Genomic DNA, 22449 nt, shown 5'->3' with positions numbered 1-22449 from the left:
TCACATTTCAACATGAGTTTTAATATGTTTTTAATTTATAACTCATTGGATAAGCTGACATTTTTTTGTGTTGGTTTCAACATGGCTGATACCCATGTTAACAATGTGATTGACAGAAGGATCGATATAATTGGCGCAATCAATGCAACTTTAAAGCTATATAGCTGTGCTAAAATCCCAGCCAATGATGTGCCGCTCATCATACCGATACGCATGGCGTTAGAATAAAAAGCAGACGAGAAGCCACTTCTTTCCGGTATTGCCTCTTGAATAATGGTGATACCTAGTCCAATAAATATTCCATAAAATAGCGCATTGAATATTTGCAGCAATAGGAAGCCGAACATCGAATGGGTGAACTGAAGAGCGGTATAATAGATCATGGCAAAAAAGAATCCGAACAGCATCATCCTAAACTTACCAGTCTTTTCAGAAATACTGGATGCAGCCAGCATTACTGGGATTTCTAGCAATGCGGTAAGACCAAGTAATAACCCTGGGAAGAACATAGGAAGTTTCTCTTCGTGTGTGATATATAATGGCATTGAGGTTATATAGAGGTTATTCGCCAGATTGGATAACACCATTACACCACCCAATAGCCAAACGGTCATAGGTATTGAATTTTTTTTCTGGGTACTATCATTATGTGCAGCAGGTTGTACATCTGCAGGAGATAGCATGATTGTTGAGTAAATAATAACACAGCATGCTAACACCGCTGAGGCGATAAAGTTGAATTTAAACCCGTACATATCCGTCACGATAAAGGCCAGGGCAGGGCCGATGATCCATACAAGGGAAACGCCTGAACGCATTTGGCTATTCAAGCGTGTAGCATTCTTCCCTGCGGTGACAGAATATCGGCGTATCATTGATAAAAGTAAAGGGATCGAGGCATTTCCTGGCCCCATAAGGAAAATCCCTATCAGTAATGCTTGCCAGGCATTAGAGCAAAGTAGAAAGGCTATGCCTGACATCAAAATAGCTAACAGAGAAAAGATGAACAACTTTTTATTGCTGTAACCTTTATCTACTAGTCCCCCCATCCACTGGCTAAAGAGTATGCCTGAGAGGGCAAAACCAATGCTATAAAAGGTTATAAATGTTGGTTGTGATTTTAATCCTTCAACCAAAAATGTGCTCATTATTGGTAATATAAATGCGTATGATAAGGCTGTTAGCCCGTTGATGATAAATAAACTACCTGCCGTACTGCTCAAAAACTTTCTCATACCATCAAAACCCCATTATTTTATTTAAAAATCAATATGTTATGATTTTATGGGCAGCAAAGACCAACGTATTGTGGCTCCAATGCGCAATTGCTAATTAAGAATACTGGCCATGATGTAGCACGTGGACTTTGATAGAACCAATATTCTCCTATCACCACGTGATCGCCAGCATAAAGACGGCATGACTTTTTTAAATTTCCGCTTCTGAGCGTATATTCGGTAAAGTAATTATTATTCCCCGAGCTATTTTTTGATGTCATTTCTATATCGACCTGCAGGTTAACCGTAGCACTGAGGGCCTGAAACATGATGGATGCCCCCTCCCTGGCCTGAAAGAAAGGGAAGGGAAATGACGTTATCTCACAGTTTAAATAATAGCTTATGCCATCAGGAATACAGAACCAGAAACGATCACCGTTAAAGTAAAGTTTCTTTTTCAATATCGCGTTATCAGCCATGAAGAAGGTAAAGCATAGCTCTCCCTCAACACTGCCTACAGCAATCAACGGCTCGGGGATATTCCACTCGATGAGCTGTTCGGAACCTTGATAGCTTAATAACAAAGCGCTGTCCTGCTTTTCGATGCTGACCACTCCCGCCAGGGGATGATTGATTGTTAAGGATATAATGGGAATATTCATAGTTCCGTATTTTTTCAGCTATAAGGGCGAAGATATCGCCCTTATAATTTATTCACGCTGAAGCGAATTTACTGCTCAGCAGTTCATAGGTTTCATTGAATGAAGAGGTGATATTGAAATTCTCCCATTCGAGGCGAATGCCGGTAAGTTTGAATATGGCCTCTGAAATATCAATGACTTTAATGGAGTCCATACCTTGGTCAAACAGTGTCTTATCCAGATCGACCTCATTTTCCTGTAGGGCATCCTTCCAGATTTCTAACAATTTCTCTTTACTTATCATGGTGCTTCCTTTTGTCTTACTGTTAATACAACCATTCCCCAAAAATATAAGCCTGTACCTATAACGGCAATATGTTCCGGAGATGCTATGGGATCTGTTCTCTCTTGATGATAACTGTCAAGATTGATCAAGCTGTCGCAGGTATAGGCGTGACCAAACTTAGGGATATTATTTTTATAGAATATATTTTCGTTAACGCTAATGGCATTGGCAATCTGTCTTAATGCGCTATAACTGAAGTTGTGGCAGATGATCTGCTTTAAATTCTGTGCATACAGTCGGCTTTGGCTTAATGCCGTGTCGAAAACATGACGAATCCCTGCCAGATAATTTTCATGTACCTCAAGATTCATTGAATTACTGTGTGGATCAATGAGGTCATCAGTTGTCAACTTGGTTTTTTTACTGATACCAGAAACTTCAAACTCAAGTTCAATCTCAGTATCGCTGGAAACTATGCAGGCAACGGCAGCATCGCTGTTAATCGCTAGGTTTTTAAAACGCGTAGCCTCATCTAATACGCGATCGGCAAACACCAGTAGCGCTGTTTTCCCAACCTCATTCTTCAGATATTGTACGGCGATATCCAATGCGGCGAAGAAATTATTACATTGAGAAAGGTAGACGCCGATTGGATAAACATCCTGCAGCCCACAGTTAATCAGACACTGTGCGACATCTTTATCAATAACGTCGCCATGACGGTCGCCAAATGTACTGGAGGCATAGACCACAATATCGACTTTTTCAGCAGGAATATTGGCCTTGCTGAGCGTTTTCTTAATGGCGCATTCTGACAATTCGCCGAGGGTTCGATCGGTACGCTGATACTCAGCGAACCCCATTGTACGCAAAAACAGCTGGCTTTTACGCTCATTGGTCAAACGAACGTTATCCTCAAGAGCGACGGGATGTTCGCCAAGCTCATAGCCGATGGCGCCGATGTTTATAGTGATGTCTTTCATACCAGATAATCCATTTTTAACTTCACTTTGTCGCGCTTACCATTGCTGGTTAAAGGCAATGCGTCGAGAAAGAAAATGTTCCGCGGTAACATATAAACGGGCAGGTATTCTGCTAATTTCCGTCGCAATGCCTTAGGATCTTGTTGCTCGGTAACCACAAAAGCCGCCAGTTCATAACGTTCATTTTTCAACACGGGGAGCACGCAGGCATCCCGGGCGCCAAAATGCTCGACGATGTTTCTCTCTATTTCACTTAGTTCAATGCGATAACCATTGATTTTTACCTGATCGTCGACACGACCCTGGTACTCAATGTCACCGTTGTCATTTAAACGTCCAATATCGCCGGTACGGTAATAACGAGGACGTGGGGCATCATTCTCAATGAAAGCCTGCCGCGTTTTTTCTTCATCAAGGTAGCGCAAAGCCAGGTGTTCACCGCTGACTTGTATCTCCTGTGTCCCATCACCGAAGTCTTTCAGCGTAATATGTGCGTGCTTAAGGGGTTTACCTAGTGGAACGACGGTTAGATCGCTATTGAGGTACTCATAGGCCCAGCACCAGGAAACCTGAACTGACGCTTCTACAGGGCCGTAAAGGTTTAGAGGCTGAGCTGAGGTGTGGGTAAATGATGCTTTGAATTTGGCAACGAGCGACACCTCCAGCGGTTCTCCACAAAACATCATTATGCGCAGCGAATTAAGTGCATCGCTCTGCGGATAAAAATGAAGAATTTGTCTCATTAATGAAGGAACCGATTGCCAAATCGTGATGCGGTGTTTGTCTAACCAAGGGAGCAGAGAGAATGGGTCCCTTACGGTAGATTGAGAGGGAACATACAATGCCGCACCGGATACAAGGGCAAGCACAATTTCTCCCAATGAAAGGTCGAAACTATGGTTGGTGGTTAGGGCGACACGATCGTTGGGTTTTACCGACATCAATTCTTGCACGCCTTCAAACCAGCGTTGATAACCGATGTGGCAAAGCTCAACGCCTTTCGGTTTACCGGTAGAGCCGGAGGTGAAGAAAACCACGGCCGGCATTTCCGGCGTTAACTGTGGCAGTTCCCCTGGAGTGATGGTGAATCCTAGATGATGCGTCAGAGGTTGGGGTGAACCGGCATCAATTACCGCCAGGGGAACGTTAAGCCGGGAGGCAATGGCGGTACAGCTTTGCAGATTCTTACCGTCGGTCAAAATCAAAGACGGTGAGGCTGCGGCAAATATTGCGTCGATTCGAGCATCAGGAATCTTAGGTTCCAAAGGGATATAGGCGCCACCGGCGAGCTGCACCGCTAAAATGGCAATGACCATTTCCGCTGAACCATCAAAGAAAACGGCTACGCGTTTTTTGCTTGCCCCATTGATCTGTGATGAGATGGATTTTGCGGTATTAATCACTGAATTTTTCAGCTCAGACCAGGTTAATTCACTATTATCATCGGACAGTGCGATGTTATTCGGTTGTTTTTCAGCATGTGCCATCATGCTTAATACAGGTATCAGCCTATCACTCACGTTCAATCCTTAAATTTACCATTAGGAGACATCATCACTTATTTGCAACTCGATGTAACATTCTCTTACTTTTACTATGGCCTGCTTGATCACATCCGGACTGCATCCTTAGTTGTTTGCAGAGTGTTGCAAGAAAACGAATCCGAATTTATATCTGCCATATCTATTTTTTTTGGAGTTTCATATTGGCTGATGGAATATCTGCAGCAATACATCTGACGCACCAGCTTATGCCATTTTCCTCTATTCAATCCCACTTTTATGCATACTCCCTAAACTTGCATTGATAAGAAATGTTTTCATATTAACCATGATAATCATTAGATACTGTTACCATTTTTTTCAGGTTAATTGTAATGATGGTTATTAATTTTCATTGAAAAATAACGTCACTTGTCACAATGTATTGTTTTTTCATGTATTTTTAATGTTATGCCTATCGCTATCAATGAGGTGATATGGATGGTTTTTTTCTATCATAATGGTTTGGCGTTGTACACATTAAATTATTTTCTTTATCTTGTAGACATGCTTTTATGACTCTGATAGTTTTTTTCGCAAAAATCAGGATGCATAGCCAGAGATCAAAAGCCATGAGTCAGCAAGTTCAGGATGATTGTTTTATTCGCTATCAAACCATGCCATCGCAAGACAGTATTAACTGCTTTATGGCAACTCTTGAATGTTTTGCTCAGCGTAATCAATTGACGGATGATTTATCGCTCGCGCATTTTGAGCATGAGTTTTATCTTAAAAATAGTGAAAGTAATGATTTTATTTCGGTGCATTCAAAGTTTGGAATAGATACAGCCTGGGCCTGCGTGGATAGCCTTGAGATGATGAACGACCGAGTGGTTGAGAGGATCAGGGCGCGGTGCGGTGTGGCGATTTCTTTAGAGATGGTTTTTGATTGTGAAGGGTTAATACAGCGACTTCACGCCATGAATGATCATGCTGTTTGTATTTTTGACCCATTTTATCTTCCAAGAAGTATTAATTTTGGTGTCAAACATAGTTTAAGTGTATGTATTGTTAATGGTTATGATCCTGAGCAGGGCGTGTTTGGCTTGATTGAGCGTAAAAATGGGCAATCGTTTGTATCTCTGGATGCAATGCGGGAGAGCACGAAGCATTTTATTCGCTCGAGAGGGTCTTGCCATATCTTTCACTTGGCTAAGGTAAAGCGTGTGGTCTCACCTGATAATATTGATATTAGATCAGACCTGGAAAGGATTATAAAGCATTTCTATTCTAAAGATAATGATACAGGCCTGCAGGCATTGAAGAGATTTCCCAAGCGTTATGCAGAGCTTTTAGCGTTTGAAAAACCTTTTATCATTCCCTGGGCTGAGCGTTGTTTTGGTGAACGCTATGGTAATGCTCGCTTTTTGCAAAAACTGCTGAATGAGAAACATCCGATGGTCAGCGAAGAGCATCATCGCTGTTGCGAACTCATTGAGTTATATCAGGAGTTGGGGGGATTATGGCGATCTTTTGAGGTGTTCCATATTTATTCTGTTACCCATAATAATCCTACTATCTTACAGCGGAATCTGCCGCTGTTGGAAAACATCATTAATAATGAAAATCGTTGTCTGCAAGTCTTAGAGAAGTTGTTGACATCACTACGTTGATATTTATCGGGATGAGAATCATGCATATTGAAAAAATTAAAGCCATTGCTACTGAGAACTTATCTGAATTAATCGGTTCAACTCCATTGGGAGATGAAGATAATCTCTATGATCTTGGGATGACGTCTCTGCAAGCAGTAACGCTTATGATCGCGTTAGAAGAAAATTTTAATATTAGGTTCCCGCATACCGCATTAAATGCAGTGAGTTTTGAATCTGTTAAAAATATAAATTCAGTTATTGCGTCGGTATTACCTAATTAATTCTCGATGCCAGGGAGAAGACAGTGAATTTGACAGGGCAACAGATAAAAAGAAATTTAGAACAGTATCGGGATGTTTTTCTAAAGTTGGCGGATGAGGCAGAGTCTGCGGGGCAGATGCCGACAGAACTAAAAAGCATCATGAAAGAATGCGGCATTTGGCAGTACCTCTATCCGCAGGAGGCTGGGGGTAACTGTCGTGAAGCCGCCGACTTGATTGACATCTGGCAGGCGTGCGCGGCAATTGACGGCTCATTTGGTTGGTTGGCTATTGCTTACGTATTAGCGGCAAGCCATTGCGCGATTTACCTGCAGCCATCTGCTTATCAGCAGGTTTTCGCCAGCGGCAGCCAGCCGATTATCGCTGGACAGTATCAGCCTAACGGACGGGGCACTATGGTTGAAGGCGGCTATCTGCTTTCGGGTAAATGGGCATTTGGCAGCGGTATTCATCATGCAGATTGGGCCGTAGCCGGTTTTATTCCGCTTGATGGCGATAGTGTTGTTAAAGGTGATGATGGCAAACCAGAAATTATGATTGCTGTCATACCTCGGGAAGCAATTACGCTCTCCGGCTGTTGGGATACGACAGGGCTGCGTGGTACGGGCAGCATCAATTACAGCTGTGAAGAACTCTTTATTCCTCATGCATTTTGTTACCGCTTTGAAGCTCCGGAAGCCGTGCGCGGCGGTGCGCTGCACCGCATTGGGATTACGGAAATATCTGCTGTTTCTCACGGCAGTTGGGCTTTAGGTATGGCGCAGCGGGTTGTCGATGAAATGACGTCGATGGCGCGGAAAACCCTGAGAGCAAACGAAAGTTTGCCGCTGGCTAAAAAGGAAACGTTCTTGCTGGATTTGGCGCGTGCCGCTGCAAGAGTGAAATCGGCTCGCGCTTTTTTGACGGCTGCGACTGAACAAGCTCAGCATGAGGTGGCGCAATCATCCAGTATTTTGCCGCAAACGCAAAAAGAGATCCGTTTATCGGCCACCTTTGCCAATGAGATTTGCGCGGAAATTGCTGAAATGGCCTATCGCCAGATGGGGACATCAGCGATTGCGCGACGCAACCCGTTAGAGAGGGTGCTTCGGGATATCCAAACCGGTAGACAGCATATGATGATCAGTCCGCAAAGTTATATTTCCGTGGCGAAAACATGGTTTGAGGTGGGTTGTGACAACGTACAAAGCAGGTAAACTGGCCGTAATTGGCTATGCTGGAGTTTTTCCACAGGCTGACTCGCCAGAAGCATTGTGGGATCTTCTCTGTGCGGGGCAGGATGCTTTCACAGAGATCCCTGCGGATCGTTGGCCAGTGGTGGACTTCTATAGTGAAGATCGCTTTGCCCGTAACAAGAGCAGTTCAAAATGGATGGCTGCGATAGATCTACCGGCTCTTAAACAAAGCTTTTGGGCTAATTTTCCGGTGGCGGAACATGCTACGGTTGATCCTCAGCAGCTTTTGTTATTGCGTGAAACCGAGCGCGCGCTGGCACACGCGGGGTTATCTGCCGAGGCTTTGGTAGGGAGACGCGTTTCCGTTTCTGTTGGGTGCATGGACGTTGACAATTTGCACAGCCAATGTATGAGCGATCTACCTGTTGGCCCAGGCACAGTCTTCGGTAACTATCAGGCACTGTTGGCTAACCGTATCAGCCAACATTTTGGTTTTACGGGCGAAAGCAAGGCAATCAATACCGCATGCAGCGCATCGTTTATGGCGCTTTCAGACGCGCGTTCCCAATTGACGGCGAGTCGAGCCGACTATGCTATTGTTGCCGCCGCCAATCTTAATTTACACCCGTTGAAATATTATGCCTTCTCAAAGGCAGGTATGCTCTCGCGTACTGGCCGCTGCAGGCCTTTTGATATTACGGCAGATGGCTATGTGCCGGGAGACTGCGTTGCTGCACTTTGTGTGACAACGCTTGAAAGGGCGGTAAAGGAGCGACATAAAATACATGCCGTGATTGATGGAATGGCGGGGAATCACAATGGTAACCGTTCGTTATCCCCCACCGCTCCCAGCGTTACGGCGCAAATAGAATTGCTGGAAGCGGCGCTGGAGGATGCGCAAGCGCTAGCACAAGATGTTTCTTATATTGAAGCCCATGGAACCGGTACGTCATTAGGTGATCCGATAGAAATCGAAGCGCTGGCGCATGTCTATGGCCAACATCCTTGCCATGTCGGCAGCATCAAAGGTGTGATTGGTCATACGGAAGCTGCAGCCGGTCTGGCTGCAATGATTAAAACTATGCTGATGTTTCGTTTTCAGACCATACCGGGTAATCACTGGATTACAGCACTAAGCCCTTTGGTCGCTGAACGACTTGACCATATCCAAGTTACACAACAAGGTCTTGAGTGGAACGCGAAGCCAAAGCGTATTGTTGGCATTAGCTCTTTTGGCTCCGGTGGGGCAAATGGACATATTATTCTGAGCGAGTGGTGTCCGGAAACGGGTGAGACAGCGCCGCCATTAAAAGATGGTTTTTATCTGTGCCAAGATTATTGCCCGCCAGCCCATCAGATTATGCAATGGGCAGCCGATAAGACCTGGCAGCGTTCTGCGCAGGAAGATCGGGTATATCGTACGGCATTCCAGGTTCATCAGGAACGGTTAGAGTTGTTGGCGCCGTTGTCTGATACGCCGAGATTGGCGGCAAGCAATGCGCTTCGTGATATTCAGCGTTTCAACTTGCTATGTAGTCCGCTTGTCATCCTGGCCGATGCGGCATGTCGTGTGACGGACGTTTCCGAACTGCTGTCTGCACTGCCTAATGGCAGCTTTTATGTGACGTCAAGTGGTCTGTCAGCCAAATTACCTACAACTTTTCTTCAAGAATTGAGTTGTCTAAGGTCGCTGCTAGCGGGATTAGATCGTGAATGGCTCGAACGGGCCGGTCAGCTGGAACACCACCAGTTTACGTTTAAATTATTGGTCGCCAAGTGGAGGAAATATCTTCCCGGTGACTTGAATGATGTGGCGGAACGGTGGGTTTATGCGATGGCGTATAGCGATCTCTACGATAAATGGTCGCTTGTGCCCAAGACGATACCGGCCTGTCTTGGCGTAATTAAGCGGTTATTGAGCGCCAACATGCTGAAAGATCGAGAGATTAGCGAGTGGTTTCATAGTGGTAAACCGCTGATCAATCCTATTTTATCTACTATCGGTCGAGCGCTGACGTCTGGCGAAGTATTACCGGTTGATATGTTTGAGTGCAAATCCACAGGAGAAATAGTGCATTGCACGTGGCCTGAAGATGATAGGGCGGTGGGATTCCAGGCGGAAGGCGAGACATTTGACATGTTAATTGTCAGATCCTGGCTCAATAAACAGCACATGGTGAGAACCGAACGGGAAAATAATCTCTCACCGCAAACATATTTCTCCGAGTAAATAAGGGAAGCATTATGACTAATTCGGTACAACACTATCTTAATGAATCTGCAAAACTTTTCCCTAATAAAGTTGCTGTGAGATGTCGGACTGATGAAGTTAATGAATTCATTACTTATCAGGAGCTTGATAATTTCACTAATGCTTTTGGCGCATATCTTCAACGACTTGGAGTAGAAAAAGGAGACATGGTCGCCTTTTATATGCCTAAGTCTGTTTCTGCTGTTAAGGCATTGCTCTCGATTGTCAAGTCTTCAGCTGCGTATATTCCACTGGACTACCGGACGCCAGAGAACCGCTTAGCATCTATTTTGAAGGAAAGCGATGCTAAGATCGTCATTGTCAATCAATATAGTGTCGATCGTGCAGTCGAAGTTTTTGGCAAATTGGACCATCGAATAAAAATCATCAATATTGATGATTTCTCAGCGGACACGAGTGTTTTGCCGGCATTGAATGACAATACAATCTCTGTCGATCTGGCCTACGTATTATTTACGTCGGGTTCGACGGGAACGCCTAAAGGTGTGATGATTCCACATGGTGCGATTGTCGATTACATTGACTGGTGTGTAGAGACCTATGGGTTGACCGCCGAAGACCAAATTGCCAATCATGCGCCGCTTTATTTTGATAATTCGACGTTTGATATTTATACCGCACTAAAAACGGGAGCAACGCTGAATTTAGTGCCTGAAAGCGTTAATATGATGATCCCAAGATTGGCGGATTGGATTCGGGATGAATCTATCAGTATCTTTTTCTGCGTACCTTCTGTTTTATCGATGTTACAACAGACAGGGCGCCTGCATGCAGATATGTTCCCTGAGTTAAAACAAATTTTGTGTGCTGGAGAGGTCCTGCCGATAAATGTACTAAGAACCTGGATGAATCTTTTTCCGCATATACAATTTACTAATATGTACGGGCCTACGGAGATCACCGTGGACTGCTCTTATCACATTATCGATAAAATCCCCGGGCCGGAAAAAAAACATGTGCCTATCGGTCAGCCTAGAGGAAATATGGAAATGTATATTCTCACCGATGAAGGGGAGCTAACCCAACAGCGAGGTAGCCGTGGTGAGCTATTGGTGAGAGGGTATTCCGTAGCTTATGGTTACTTGGGAAATCAAGAAAAAACTAATGAAAGCTTTATTCAAAATCCCAAGCATAATAAATACAGCGATATTTTATATAAGACCGGTGATTTGGCCCTTATTGGTGAGGATGGCCTGTTCTACTATTCGGGACGTAAGGATAGCCAAATAAAACACCTCGGATATCGTATCGAGTTGGGTGAAATAGAGAGTAATGTGCTACGTTTAGCCTTTGTTGAAGAGGCGGTCGCTATCTATCGGACCTCTGGCGAGAATTTAGGCTCATTTATAGGTATGGCATTGAAAACAAATCAAAATATTGAGTTTAGAGCATTACGTAGTGCTTTGGCGACGGTTCTTCCTAACTATATGATTCCTTCCAAGTTTGTTTTCATTACAGATTCATTCCCAAGAACGGCAAATGGGAAGTATGACAGGAAGGCTATATCAGAGCTTTTCTCATCCTGAGACATAATGACGGCTTCTCGCATATGTATGCATTAAACAACGAACAATAAAAGAGATTTAATATGTCAGGTAACTCATTAACCAACGGGGTTGATATTACCCCGACACCGTCACAGTATTTATTTTCTATCTGGAATGGTTTGTGTGGAAATACGGTTGTTTGCAGTGGTGTAACATTGGCTGCTAGGCAGGGTTTTTCAGAGGAAACATTTTTATCCGCATGGCGGAGCTGGTTTCGTACCAGCTATGAATTAAATATTAATGTAGGCTATCATAGTGGGCGAGATGAGCCATTAACGTTAACATTAGATGAGCGGGATACCGACGAAAGCTGCTTTCGGTATATTGAAAATAGTAATACATCGATGAGTGACGTGGTGGCTGACGAAATGCGCACTCTGCTAAATACACAGATGAACATTGGAGAGAAACACAGCCATAATCTATTGGTTATCCGATTTGAAAATGGAGAATTTGCCATATTACTGGCCGTAGAACATATGTTTGCTGATGGTCTTGGCGTGGACGTATTACTTAATCGTTATTTGGCTCTTATTGACTCGCCGGATGATTCACCCATTTCCGCCAAGGAAAGGTATTTTGAAGACAAAATCCACCTGGATAAATATGCTGATTATCAAGAGTACGATGGTGAATTTGTACGTAGCTATGCGAAAGATGTTTTGGCTAAGCGGTTTTTCTGGGATCCTGAAGGGCGGGCGTTAGCTCATCGAAAGGGGAATTATGCAACACTGCAGAAGAGAATATCATTCTCTGCACTAAAAAATATCAACCATTATCTTACTGCGCATAAAATCTCGCTTTTTTCTTATTTAACCGGGACTTTTGTCGAGAGTTTTTTTGCATCACAGCCGTTACAGAGCGAGTTGTTATTGCAGATACCGACTCACGGCAGGAAGTATAATCAGAATAGTTTGGATAAGCACGTTGTGGGATGCTTCGCACAGGCTTTTTTATTACATGCGCGACGGGATGAGCATGAAGCACTGCCGGCTGAACAGCGATTCAGCCGCTTGCAACGTTATGTTCTGGACTGTATGGGAAGTGAAATAGATCAGTTGACAGCGCGAAGGAATGCGGCATCTATCAAGAAATCCGCAGTGCAAAGTAAGTTAACGGATGATGCATACGCACTCTCTTTGCGTAAAAGTATGCCGACCAATATTTATTTCTCGTTTTATGGCGCATCATCGCTACCGATTCAGCATACGAGTTTTGATATTGACCGCTACTATCTGGCAACGACCAATTTAGCCGGAGCATTGGATGTTATGGCGATACAGTATGGCGAATGTCTGGAAATATCGTTTAACTATGATGCACTCTTCTTTCAGGAACAGACCATTGCCGGTTTGGCGGAGTGTTATGAACGGCTGCTGCTGGACGCCGTAGCTCCTTCTGTCGGACTCGTTGATGAAACCACGAGGGCTCCAAAGTCGGATAACCGTAATAATACATTACTCATTGATATCATAAATAAATATAGCCTGGAAACCATAAGTGCTCAGGATCTGGATTCACATTTGGAAATAGATCTGGGACTTGATTCATTGTTAAAAACGCGCATTCTCTCTGAATTTATGGCGCGGGGAACATATGGTGAGCAGGATATCAACCGGGAGCATTTCTACTCCGCCGCAACATTGGCAGAACTGTTAGATACTGTTATTCCTGAGAATGGACATATTCGCCAATGAAATACTATGAGGTCAGGCCGGAGGGGGACAAGGTTGTCATTATGTTATCCGGCTATATGTTTGGCGCCTGGAGCTTGATGCCGCTGGCCCGTTGTTTTACTGATCAACGGGTTTATTGTATAGATAGCATTGCGGATGGTGAAAACCATGATGAGACTTTTGACGAATTTAATGAGAGTTTATCAGGCTTTCTGAACGACAGAGATATTGATAAAGTTACACTTATCGGCTATTCGATGGGGGGATTTGCTGCACAGTATTTTGCCAGTAAGTACCCTGAGTATATCGATACGCTCATCTTGTTGGGCAGCTGTCATCCACGCGATCATCAGGACTTTTGCTATAAAAGCTCAAGTGAGTTTGGCGATTATCTGTTTACGTTATCCCCAGATGATATTTACAGAATTACTACGTGGAACTTGCTGAGTGTGCCGGCAAGAAACGATATGGGATTGATGGCGGCGTTAAGGGACGATTTTTTGCGTGCGCCCCCTGATAAAGCCTGTTGTATGAACCAACTGCGCGCTATGGCGCAGTTGATTGAACATCAATCTCAATTTAGTACGGATGTTGATTGTCTCTCCTTGTATGCCCGCCAAGATTTGGTGATTAAGCCAGAGTCCACTCTGAAATCCCACGGCAATAAACAGATTGAATTACAGTCTGTTGAGGGGGGACACCTGTTTGTGTATGAGAAGCCTGTAGAAGTATACGATATTATAAATACCTGGTTGACGCGGCGTGGCGCATCACTCGCTTGCTCTCATCCGAACCTCTCTCTCGGCGGGTAGCCAGCAATAGGCGTATACAGCATACGGTCGGAAAACATACCTTTTGCAGGTCATACCGTAATTTATGGCGGGGCGTGGTATTGGCACCTTCGCCGAATGGTGTGAAGCGCGATTTTTGTACATACTGTTTAAGTCAGTAGATATTTTCCGGACGCGTGCTGGATTAGGGTAATTTAATGTGTTCATAGTGGTAATACATAAGTGTTTTTTAATTCCATGCTGGACTTGATTGATTGTTTTTTGGTTTTAAATATTTTTTGTTTATATATCAATGCGTTAATGTGGATGCTGTTATGTTTTGTTTTTATGGTGATTTTATTTGGTAAATTAAATTTACATATCCTTACTCGAAATCATGAGCCACATCAAAAAAATGTGATATTTTTGTTAAGCAGACCTGCAGCATGTTTAGGCTTGCGAATGTAATCCTTGATAAATGAAATAAGCAGTAATCAAAATTTTCTAAAACTTGGTGTAGGAAGCGCAGCGCAATGAATAAAGTTGTCCAAGGAAGCAGAGATGATTTCTTTAACGTTGTAGTCGTGAATGTATTCTCAGAGAGAAACGTAGAGTGCTACTTGTTGACTGCTTTGTCGATTAGGCAATGAAAAATATCTTGAAAGCAACGGACACTTTCTTGCCAAAGGAAATTATTCTGAGGTAAGCAGAATAATTTGATATCTTCGGTTGTATGGACATTGATAGAGATAAAGGGGGCATAAACTTTTTCGGGGGGTATTTTAAATACTAAATAATTTCTCCGGTTCTTTTGTTTTGGTCTATTCCATGATTTAGGCTGGTCCGCCAATTGTTCGTTTGAAACAGTATTAACGCTCATGTGGGCGAATACTCTGATGTTTGCTGGTTCGCAGGCGAAACTCTCGCGCTCTATTAAAGAGAACACGTTCTGTGTGTCATCACCCTATGTTTCAGATTCTATATTTAAAGTAAATACGTTAATTGACGCGCGGATTTTATCTAAAAATGTCCGCTCAGGTCGTTCACGCTTATTTCGGAGTTTGCTGGCAACTGGCGCGGTGACAGATTTCGAAAATTCATTAGGCGGCGATGTATTTAATACCGCGGTGTTGCAGTAACGCGAGCACCATTCAACGCTTTAACCAAGAAGGGCCAGAAAGCTCTGTCCATGCTATCGGCATTCTTGTTGTACATACTCGCTGGTGAGGCCATTCGGTTCAGGGAGAGCGGGCGTGCGGGGATAGTTTACGAAAGATGCTGACGCAATAGCGGAAAGGGGGGACTGCTTTCTTAAGCATGTCAGTTGCTGCAAATGAATCAGAAGTCGCTACCAATATTGAAAAGGAGAAATGTAGATGTATGAGGTGGACAAGAAAAACAAAAAACAGAGGGTGCTTGAAAGCCTGACAGAAGGGCTTGCGCTTGAGAAAGTATCAACCCGAGTGAATGTTGCATCTCCCGGGATAGCGGGTAATGCGTCGGCGCCTGCATATTTGAGTGACGAGGAACGGCCGTCTATCGAAGCCCGCCAGCCTGCCAGGACAATTTTTCATCCTGAGCTCACGGCAGATGCTGTCTTCCTCTTGACGAATAACAACCATATCACTGGCACAATGTTGGTCGTCGATGGAGGTGGCACCCTTGTCTGACAACAATATCATCAAATCCAGGATCAAGAAGGTTGTAACCCCGGAACAAGAGACCGTTAAATCACGTGCACTGCTCACGGTTTGTATCGGTTTCTTTATGGTCAGTTTGGACGCAACCGTAGTTAATGTTGCTCTGAGCAGCCTAGGCTCCAGCTTAAATATTGGTCTAAGCGGATTACAGTGGACGGTTGATGCGTACACGCTTGCGTTTGCGGCTCTGCTGCTGAGTGCTGGAGCGTTGGGGGATATTTTTGGCCCCAAACGCATCTTTAATCTGGGTCTGATCGTTTTCTCGTTGGCATCTGCTTTGTGCGGCATAGCGATGAATCTGGATGCGCTGCTTGCATCCCGTGTTCTTCAGGGAGTGGGGGCGGCGCTTCTTGTCGCAACGTCACTCTCACTTTTACAGAAAATATTTACTGAGCCAGCAGACAGGGCACGTGCGTTCGGCGTCTGGGGCGGCGTTGGCGGCGTTGCTGTGGCGACAGGTCCCGTGCTGGGCGGGTTTCTTATTTCGACGTTCGGTTGGCCCTCTATATTTCTGGTCAATGTGCCATTTGGCATTTTGGGCGTGATTCTTTCAGCGCGTTATTTGCCGAATGTGTCCGGGGAGGCTCGGCGAATTAACTTTGCTGCGCAACTGCTTTCGGCTTTGGCGCTGGGGTCATTGGCGTTTTTGTTCATCGCCGCCGGTGAAAATGGATGGTCGAGCTATGACGTCAAAATTGCAATAAGCGCATTCGCCATTACGACCTGTCTGTTCCTGTTAATAGAGCGGTCTTCCGCTAATCCTATGTTGCCACGAGGTATTTTCAGAACGCGGACTTTCTCGGCTGCCACGACCGTCGGGATGATTATTAACTTTGGGTTCTACGGACAGCTTTTTTTATTGAGCCTCTATTTTCAGCAGATCTGTAAATATTCGACGATGGAGACGGGATTGGCTTTGCTCCCGCAGGCGATAGTCTGTTCACTTACCGCTTTTTATTGCGGGAGAGTGACCGCCCGGACCGGCCCAAGTTTCCCAATAAAGGTCGGTTTATTGGCCGGGGCCGCGGGTTTTCTGGGGCTTATGTTTGTCAACGGACATAGCCCCTATGTAGCCGTTCTGATACCGATGCTGGCCGTGGGATTCGGTATGTCATTCACTGCGCCAGCGACCGTTGCTGCCGGTATGTCAACGGCCCCTGCTGGCAAAGGTGGAATTATCTCCGGAGTAATTAACGCAGCACGTCAAAGTGGCAGCGTAATGGGAATTGCTGTTCTTGGCGGCCTTATAGGACTGAGTGCTAATTTTGAATACGGTATGCATTTAGCGTTTGGCGTTGCATGTGTCCTTTTTGCCATCGCGTTGCTCATAACGACTTTGCTTGTTCGTAAAGAAATGTGACGTGTCGCTTCAGTGGATGTTGAACTATCGCATCCCGGCGACGAAAGCCATGTGGGGAGTCTATATCAGGCTCCCCACAAATATTCTGTCTAATCTTGATGCAACATGTGATAGAGCAACTGTATGCGGGCATGCCCAGGATGACATACTCGGTGCTCTATTTCAGTCCATTGGCAATTGTCACCTGCAGATGAATCATTTTAACTGGCATCTGCCTTGATATGAGGCTTGTTGGTTCTGTGAGTATGCCCCGATTTATTTTTCATTTACCGCCAAAGGATAGGGCTTCACGGGGCGAGTGAAAGGGAGTAAGCAGAGAAAAGCAATAATCAACGGTAAGAAAAGCAAAAAGCCCGCTTAAGTTTCCTTAAGCGGGCTTCTCTAAATATGGCTCCTCTGACTGGACTCGAACCAGTGACATACGGATTAACAGTCCGCCGTTCTACCGACTGAACTACAGAGGAATCGTGTGAACGGGGCGAATCATAGCGAGCCGCTGCGGGCATGTCAAAGGGGGAATACGCATTCTGTGACCGTTTGCTTACAGAATGCGCAATCGCTTGAGTTTTTTGCAGATTTAGCGCATTTCACCGCCAAAATGCCGGCCCTGTATCGGGGCACAGCCGTCAGGATGCGGCGACGCCGCGATAAATCCGCTGTGGCCGGCCGACCTTGCCGTATACCATCTCCGCCGTCAGCTGCTGGTGCGCACTGCAAAACTCCAGGTAGCGGCGGGCGGTGGTGCGGCTCAGCCCCAGCTGCTGCGCCACGCTTTCGGCGGTGTGGCGGATGGCCGGGTCGGCGAACAGCTCGCGCACCTTAGTCAGCGTCAGCGCGTCGATGCCCGCCGGCAGCGTCGCCTGCCGCTCGCTGCGGGCATAGGTATTGAACATCTCGTCAATGCGCTGCTGGCTGACGCGGGTTTTGCCCTTCAGCGCCTGCCGCCGCTGGCTGAAGCGTTGCAGGGTCTGCGCCAGCCGGTCGTAGGCCAGCGGTTTAATCAGATAGTCGAACACGCCGTAGCGCAGCGCTTCGGCTACCGTATCCATATCGCTGGCGGCGGTGATAAATACAATACCGCCGCCGTAGCCCTGCAGCGTCAGCTCGCGCAGCAGCTCAATGCCGCGGCCGTCGGGCAGAAAGTTATCCAGCAGGATCAGATCGGGTTTAAAGCGTTCGCACATTGCGCGCGCCTGCGCCAGATTGCCCGCCAGCCACATCTGCCGGCAGTTGCCGTGCTGCCTGATAAACTCGGCGTGCATCTCCGCCAGCGGCGTTTCGTCCTCAACGATTAAGATATTCAGCCATTCCATATGCTCCCCCTGATGAAATAACGCTTAAGCTGAAGGTAATGGATCTTCTGGCATTGGAGCGCCGTGCCAGATCAATAAAAACGATAAAAATAATTAAGTAAATAAAAACCATTAAATAACTTATTAATCGCCAACGCTTTGTGAATTAGGTCAATTATTGCCGTAATAATTCCCTTTACCATAATTTTTAGCTTACCTCTTTATTGTTATCTCCGGCGTAAGGTGGTGGTTTTTAAGGTGTTATTTTACCTGGTTGTTAACTTTACCCGGTATTTGTATTTGAATTGTTATATTAGCGAGCGAGTTATGTTGGCGGGCGCCATATTTAATCGAGTCTACAGAACGGAACATCAGGCCATTGCCGATATTCGCGCATTTCTGCGCGCCAATGACCTGAATATTGATACGACGGTGGAAGTGTTTATTACCGTTACGCAGAACGATAAATTGATGGCCTGCGGCGGCATCGCCGGCAATATTATTAAATGTGTTGCCATCAGCCCGCAGCTACGCGGCGAAGGGCTGGCGCTGTCGCTGGCGACCGAGCTGGTCAACCTGGCGTACGAACGCCATCACAGTCAGCTGTTTATCTATACCAAAACGCAAAACGAAGGCCTGTTCCGCCAGTGCGGCTTTTACCCGATCGCCGATGTGCCGGGCATTGTGGTGCTGATGGAGAACAGTCCGTGCCGCCTGCAGCGCTATGCGGCGCGGCTGGCAACGCAGCGCCGGCCGGGCGAGGTGATCGGCAGTATCGTGATGAATGCCAACCCGTTCACCCGCGGTCACCAGTATCTGATCCGCCGCGCCGCCGCACAGTGCGACTGGCTGCACCTGTTTCTGGTGCGTGAAGACACCTCGCGTTTTCCCTATGAAGACCGGCGCCGGCTGGTGATGCAGGGCAGCCGCGACATCGCCAACCTGACGGTACACGAAGGTTCGCAGTATGTGATCTCGCGCGCCACCTTCCCCTGTTACTTCATCAAGGAGCAGGGGGTGGCCGACGACTGCTACACCGAAATCGATTTAAAAATCTTCCGCCAGTATCTGGCGCCGGCGCTGGGCATTACCCACCGCTTCGTCGGCAATGAGCCTTTCTGCGCCGTCACGGCGAAATATAACCGCGATATGCGCCACTGGCTGGAAACACCGGCGCTGTCCAGCCCGCCGATCCAGCTGGTGGAGATTGAACGGCTGCAGTATCAGGGCACCGCCATCTCCGCCTCCTGGGTTCGCAAACTGCTGGCCGCCGGCGATTTCCACGCCGCCGCGCCGCTGGTGCCGGAAGACACCCTTTACTACCTGCAGGATCTGCAGGCGCGACGCCAGTCTAACGCGGCGTCGCCGGAATTTGAGTCCGCACAATCAGGTGAATGATGAAGATAATCCGAGAAGCAATGGCCGGCACGCTGGAATCCAGCGATGTGATGGTGCGCATCGCGCCCTGCGACGGCCCGCAGCATGACCTGCTGATTGCCAGCAGCGTGGAAAAACAGTTCGGCGCGGCGATCCGCAACACGCTGCTGCAGGTGCTGAACCAGTACGGCGTCGAGCCGGTACAGGTGATGGTCGACGACAAAGGCGCGCTGGACTGCGTGCTGCGCGCCCGGCTGGAAACCGCGCTGATGCGCGCCAGCGACGACGGCCAACTGCCCTGGGAGGTGAGCGATGAAAACGCTGAGTAAATCCCGTCCGCGCCGCAGCATGCTGTTTGTGCCGGGGGCCAACGCGGCAATGGTCAGCAACGCCTTTATCTATCAGGCCGACGCGCTGATGTTCGATCTGGAAGATTCGGTGATCCTGCGGGAAAAAGACGCGGCGCGCCGTCTGGTGTACCACGCGCTGCAGCACCCGCTGTATCAGGAGGTGGAAACCATCGTGCGGGTCAACGCGCTGGATTCCGCCTACGGCCTGGCGGATCTGCAGGCGGTGGTGCGCGGCGGCGCCGACGTGGTGCGGCTGCCGAAAACCGACGGCGCGCAGGACGTGCTGGATATGGAGCGTGAAATCAGCGCCATCGAGCGCGCGTGCGGTCGTCCGCAGGGCAGCACCGGGCTACTGGCGGCGATTGAGTCGGCGGCGGGCATCACCCACGCCGTCGCCATCGCTCAGGCATCGCCACGCCTGATCGGCATCGCGCTCGGCGCGGAAGATTACGTACGCAACCTGCGCACCGAACGTTCGCCGGAGGGGATTGAGCTGCTGTTCGCCCGCTGCTCGATTCTGCAGGCGGCGAGAGCGGCCGGCATTCAGGCGTTCGATACCGTCTATTCCGATGCCAACAACGAGGCCGGTTTCCTGCAGGAGGCGGCGCTGATCAAGCAGCTGGGCTTTGACGGCAAGTCGCTGATCAATCCGCGGCAGATTGAGCTGCTGCACAACCTGTACGCGCCGAGCGCCAAAGAGGTGGCGCACGCCGAGCGGGTGGTGAATGCCGCCGAAGCGGCGGAGCGTGAAGGGCGCGGCGTGGTGTCGCTGAACGGCAAGATGGTCGACAGCCCGGTGATTGAGCGGGCGCGTCTGGTGCTGCAACGCGCGGCGTTGTCCGGCATTCGTGAAGAAGCAACGCACAGCGGGGAGGCGCAATGAAACGTCAACAAGGACCGATCGATCTGCAGCAACTGGCCGGCCTGGCCGTCTATCAGGAGAGTTCAAAAGCCAATCAGCAGGCGGCCAAACCGCGCGACAGAAAGCGCTGCGACTCGCTGCAGGAGGCGGTGCGCCGCAGCGGCCTGCAGGACGGTATGACCATTTCGTTCCACCACGCGTTTCGCGGCGGCGATCTGACGCTGAATCAGGTGATGGACACGCTGGCGGCGATGGGCTTTCGCAACCTGACGCTGGCTTCCAGTTCGCTCAGCGAGTGCCATGCGCCGCTGGTGGAGCATATCCGCCACGGCGTGGTCAGCCGTGTTTACACCTCCGGCCTGCGCGGCCCGCTGGCGGAAGAGATTTCTCGCGGCCTGCTGGCACAGCCGGTGCAGATTCATTCCCACGGCGGGCGGGTCAACCTGATTGAGTCCGGCGAGCTGCATATCGACGTCGCCTTTCTCGGCGTGCCGGCCTGCGATGAGTTCGGCAACGCCAACGGCTACAGCGGCGACGCCTGCTGCGGTTCGCTCGGCTACGCCAAAGTGGATGCGCAGCACGCCGATACCGTGGTGCTGCTGACCGAGGCGCTGGTGCCGTACCCGCATCATCCCGCCAGTCTGGCGCAGGATCGGGTCGATCTGATCGTACAGCTGGAGCGGGTCGGGGATGCCGACAAGATCGGCGCCGACGCCACCCGCATGACCTCCAACCCGCGCGAACTGCTGATCGCCCGCCGCGCCGCCGAGGTGATCGCCGCTTCCGGCTATTTCAGTGAAGGTTTCTCGCTGCAGACCGGCACCGGCGGCGCGTCGCTGGCGGTAACGCGCTTTCTGGAAGACAAGATGCGCGCCCGCGGCGTGCGCGCCGGTTTTGCGCTCGGCGGCATCACCTCCACCATGGTGGATCTGCACGAGAAGGGGCTGATCGGCAAACTGCTGGACGTGCAGAGCTTTGACCGCGCCGCGGCCGGCTCGCTGGCGCGCAACCCGCAGCATATCGAAATCAGCGCCAATCAGTACGCCAACCTGACCTCGAAAGGGGCGGCGGTGGATCGGCTCGACGTGGTGGTGCTGAGCGCGCTGGAAATTGACGCCGGGTTCAACGTCAACGTGCTGACCGGTTCCGACGGCGTGCTGCGCGGCGCTTCCGGCGGCCACTGCGACACCGCCGCCGCCGCGCGGTTGGCGATTATCGTTGCGCCGCTGGTGCGCGGGCGCATCCCGACGCTGGTGGATGAGGTGACCACCTGCGTCACGCCGGGATCCAGCATCGACATTCTGGTTACCGATCACGGCATTGCCGTCAACCCGGCGCGCCCGGAACTGGCGCAGCGGCTGCGCGACGCCGGGCTGGCGGTGGTTGATATCGGCTGGCTGCGCCAGCGCGCTCTGACGCTGACCGGTGAACCGCAGCCGATCGCCTTCAGCGACAAGGTGGTGGCGGTAGTGCGCTACCGCGACGGTTCGGTGATTGACGTGGTGCGTCAGGTGGCGGAGTAGC

19 protein-coding genes and 1 tRNA gene are annotated in these 22449 nt (G+C 48.5%); 13 read left to right on the top strand and 7 right to left on the bottom strand.

Annotated features, from left to right (window positions below):
- Nucleotides 1-35 precede the first annotated feature (35 nt).
- The 5 genes from TAN611_RS15350 to TAN611_RS15330 are packed head-to-tail and all read right to left on the bottom strand — an operon-like array spanning nt 36 to nt 4647.
- On the bottom strand, nt 36-1235 hold the full coding sequence (locus TAN611_RS15350; RefSeq protein WP_203066698.1) for a sugar efflux transporter: 1200 nt from the start codon (nt 1233-1235) through the stop codon (nt 36-38).
- A 47-nt stretch (nt 1236-1282) separates the two neighbouring features.
- Nucleotides 1283-1879, bottom strand: a complete 597-nt coding sequence (locus TAN611_RS15345; protein ID WP_203066697.1) for a hypothetical protein — start codon at nt 1877-1879, stop codon at nt 1283-1285.
- A 52-nt stretch (nt 1880-1931) separates the two neighbouring features.
- The gene (locus TAN611_RS15340) at nt 1932-2162 is read right to left on the bottom strand and encodes an acyl carrier protein (protein ID WP_203066696.1); all 231 of its coding nucleotides are present in this window, start codon (nt 2160-2162) and stop codon (nt 1932-1934) included.
- Nucleotides 2159-3127 (bottom strand): hypothetical protein, encoded by a 969-nt coding sequence (locus TAN611_RS15335; RefSeq protein WP_203066695.1) that lies wholly within the window; start codon nt 3125-3127, stop codon nt 2159-2161. Before TAN611_RS15335 ends, TAN611_RS15340 begins: the two co-directional genes overlap by 4 nt.
- Nucleotides 3124-4647, bottom strand: coding sequence for an amino acid adenylation domain-containing protein (locus TAN611_RS15330; protein ID WP_203066694.1), 1524 nt, complete (start codon nt 4645-4647; stop codon nt 3124-3126). Before TAN611_RS15330 ends, TAN611_RS15335 begins: the two co-directional genes overlap by 4 nt.
- A gap of 593 nt (nt 4648-5240) precedes the next feature.
- Between TAN611_RS15330 and TAN611_RS15325 the strand changes: the two genes are divergently transcribed.
- The 9 genes from TAN611_RS15325 to TAN611_RS15280 all read left to right on the top strand — a co-directional run bounded on the left by TAN611_RS15325 (nt 5241) and on the right by TAN611_RS15280 (nt 17044).
- Nucleotides 5241-6281 (top strand): hypothetical protein, encoded by a 1041-nt coding sequence (locus TAN611_RS15325; protein WP_203066693.1) that lies wholly within the window; start codon nt 5241-5243, stop codon nt 6279-6281.
- Nucleotides 6282-6301: 20 nt separating this feature from the next.
- Entirely contained in the window at nt 6302-6544 is a 243-nt protein-coding gene (locus TAN611_RS15320; RefSeq protein WP_203066692.1) for a phosphopantetheine-binding protein, read from the top strand.
- A gap of 23 nt (nt 6545-6567) precedes the next feature.
- Nucleotides 6568-7740, top strand: coding sequence for an acyl-CoA dehydrogenase family protein (locus tag TAN611_RS15315; RefSeq protein WP_203066691.1), 1173 nt, complete (start codon nt 6568-6570; stop codon nt 7738-7740).
- Nucleotides 7718-9949 (top strand): polyketide synthase, encoded by a 2232-nt coding sequence (locus TAN611_RS15310; RefSeq protein ID WP_203066690.1) that lies wholly within the window; start codon nt 7718-7720, stop codon nt 9947-9949. The genes TAN611_RS15315 and TAN611_RS15310 overlap by 23 nt, the downstream gene beginning before the upstream one ends.
- A gap of 14 nt (nt 9950-9963) precedes the next feature.
- Nucleotides 9964-11517 carry an amino acid adenylation domain-containing protein gene (locus TAN611_RS15305; protein ID WP_203066689.1) on the top strand — a complete coding sequence of 518 codons (1554 nt, stop codon included), beginning with the start codon at nt 9964-9966 and terminating at the stop codon, nt 11515-11517.
- A 62-nt stretch (nt 11518-11579) separates the two neighbouring features.
- Nucleotides 11580-13235: a hypothetical protein gene (locus TAN611_RS15300; RefSeq protein WP_203066688.1), complete on the top strand. Its 1656-nt coding sequence runs from the start codon at nt 11580-11582 to the stop codon at nt 13233-13235.
- Nucleotides 13232-14026 carry an alpha/beta fold hydrolase gene (locus tag TAN611_RS15295; RefSeq protein ID WP_203066687.1) on the top strand — a complete coding sequence of 265 codons (795 nt, stop codon included), beginning with the start codon at nt 13232-13234 and terminating at the stop codon, nt 14024-14026. The genes TAN611_RS15300 and TAN611_RS15295 overlap by 4 nt, the downstream gene beginning before the upstream one ends.
- Before the next feature lie 1334 nt (nt 14027-15360).
- Nucleotides 15361-15654 (top strand): SDR family oxidoreductase, encoded by a 294-nt coding sequence (locus tag TAN611_RS15285; protein ID WP_203066685.1) that lies wholly within the window; start codon nt 15361-15363, stop codon nt 15652-15654.
- On the top strand, nt 15647-17044 hold the full coding sequence (locus TAN611_RS15280; protein ID WP_203066684.1) for an MFS transporter: 1398 nt from the start codon (nt 15647-15649) through the stop codon (nt 17042-17044). Before TAN611_RS15285 ends, TAN611_RS15280 begins: the two co-directional genes overlap by 8 nt.
- A 388-nt stretch (nt 17045-17432) precedes the next feature.
- Here TAN611_RS15280 and TAN611_RS15275 read toward each other — a convergent pair.
- Nucleotides 17433-17508: transfer RNA gene (locus tag TAN611_RS15275), tRNA-Asn, on the bottom strand.
- Nucleotides 17509-17670: 162 nt separating this feature from the next.
- Complete coding sequence (dpiA, locus tag TAN611_RS15270) at nt 17671-18357, bottom strand: two-component response regulator DpiA (RefSeq protein ID WP_105231799.1); 687 nt, start codon at nt 18355-18357, stop codon at nt 17671-17673.
- A gap of 306 nt (nt 18358-18663) precedes the next feature.
- Here dpiA and citC point away from each other — a divergent pair, with 306 nt between their 5' ends.
- Genes citC through citF form a run of 4 tightly spaced genes read left to right on the top strand, consistent with a single transcriptional unit; the run spans nt 18664 to nt 22448 of the window.
- Nucleotides 18664-19734 carry a [citrate (pro-3S)-lyase] ligase gene (citC, locus tag TAN611_RS15265; RefSeq protein ID WP_105231798.1) on the top strand — a complete coding sequence of 357 codons (1071 nt, stop codon included), beginning with the start codon at nt 18664-18666 and terminating at the stop codon, nt 19732-19734.
- Nucleotides 19734-20042 (top strand): citrate lyase acyl carrier protein, encoded by a 309-nt coding sequence (gene citD, locus TAN611_RS15260; RefSeq protein WP_111736787.1) that lies wholly within the window; start codon nt 19734-19736, stop codon nt 20040-20042. Before citC ends, citD begins: the two co-directional genes overlap by 1 nt.
- A complete protein-coding gene (gene citE, locus TAN611_RS15255; protein ID WP_203066683.1) occupies nt 20026-20946 on the top strand; it encodes a citrate (pro-3S)-lyase subunit beta in 921 nt (306 codons plus the stop codon). The genes citD and citE overlap by 17 nt, the downstream gene beginning before the upstream one ends.
- Nucleotides 20943-22448, top strand: a complete 1506-nt coding sequence (citF, locus tag TAN611_RS15250; RefSeq protein WP_105231796.1) for a citrate lyase subunit alpha — start codon at nt 20943-20945, stop codon at nt 22446-22448. The genes citE and citF overlap by 4 nt, the downstream gene beginning before the upstream one ends.
- Nucleotide 22449: the final 1 nt, after the last annotated feature.

Source organism: Serratia sp. Tan611, from assembly GCF_905188235.1.
Classification (GTDB): Bacteria; Pseudomonadota; Gammaproteobacteria; order Enterobacterales; family Enterobacteriaceae; genus Serratia_B; species Serratia_B rhizosphaerae.
The sequence above is the reverse complement of the archived record's forward strand: the minus strand, read 5'-3'. Positions and strand labels throughout refer to the sequence as shown.

Coding starts and splice junctions, on each gene's coding strand:
- TAN611_RS15350 (WP_203066698.1), bottom strand. CDS start 1,235: ATGAGAAAGTTTTTGAGCAGTACGGCAGGTAGTTTATTTATCATCAAC.
- TAN611_RS15345 (WP_203066697.1), bottom strand. CDS start 1,879: ATGAATATTCCCATTATATCCTTAACAATCAATCATCCCCTGGCGGGA.
- TAN611_RS15340 (WP_203066696.1), bottom strand. CDS start 2,162: ATGATAAGTAAAGAGAAATTGTTAGAAATCTGGAAGGATGCCCTACAG.
- TAN611_RS15335 (WP_203066695.1), bottom strand. CDS start 3,127: ATGAAAGACATCACTATAAACATCGGCGCCATCGGCTATGAGCTTGGC.
- TAN611_RS15325 (WP_203066693.1), top strand. CDS start 5,241: ATGAGTCAGCAAGTTCAGGATGATTGTTTTATTCGCTATCAAACCATG.
- TAN611_RS15320 (WP_203066692.1), top strand. CDS start 6,302: ATGCATATTGAAAAAATTAAAGCCATTGCTACTGAGAACTTATCTGAA.
- TAN611_RS15305 (WP_203066689.1), top strand. CDS start 9,964: ATGACTAATTCGGTACAACACTATCTTAATGAATCTGCAAAACTTTTC.
- TAN611_RS15300 (WP_203066688.1), top strand. CDS start 11,580: ATGTCAGGTAACTCATTAACCAACGGGGTTGATATTACCCCGACACCG.
- TAN611_RS15295 (WP_203066687.1), top strand. CDS start 13,232: ATGAAATACTATGAGGTCAGGCCGGAGGGGGACAAGGTTGTCATTATG.
- TAN611_RS15285 (WP_203066685.1), top strand. CDS start 15,361: ATGTATGAGGTGGACAAGAAAAACAAAAAACAGAGGGTGCTTGAAAGC.
- dpiA (WP_105231799.1), bottom strand. CDS start 18,357: ATGGAATGGCTGAATATCTTAATCGTTGAGGACGAAACGCCGCTGGCG.
- citC (WP_105231798.1), top strand. CDS start 18,664: ATGTTGGCGGGCGCCATATTTAATCGAGTCTACAGAACGGAACATCAG.
- citD (WP_111736787.1), top strand. CDS start 19,734: ATGAAGATAATCCGAGAAGCAATGGCCGGCACGCTGGAATCCAGCGAT.
- citE (WP_203066683.1), top strand. CDS start 20,026: ATGAAAACGCTGAGTAAATCCCGTCCGCGCCGCAGCATGCTGTTTGTG.
- citF (WP_105231796.1), top strand. CDS start 20,943: ATGAAACGTCAACAAGGACCGATCGATCTGCAGCAACTGGCCGGCCTG.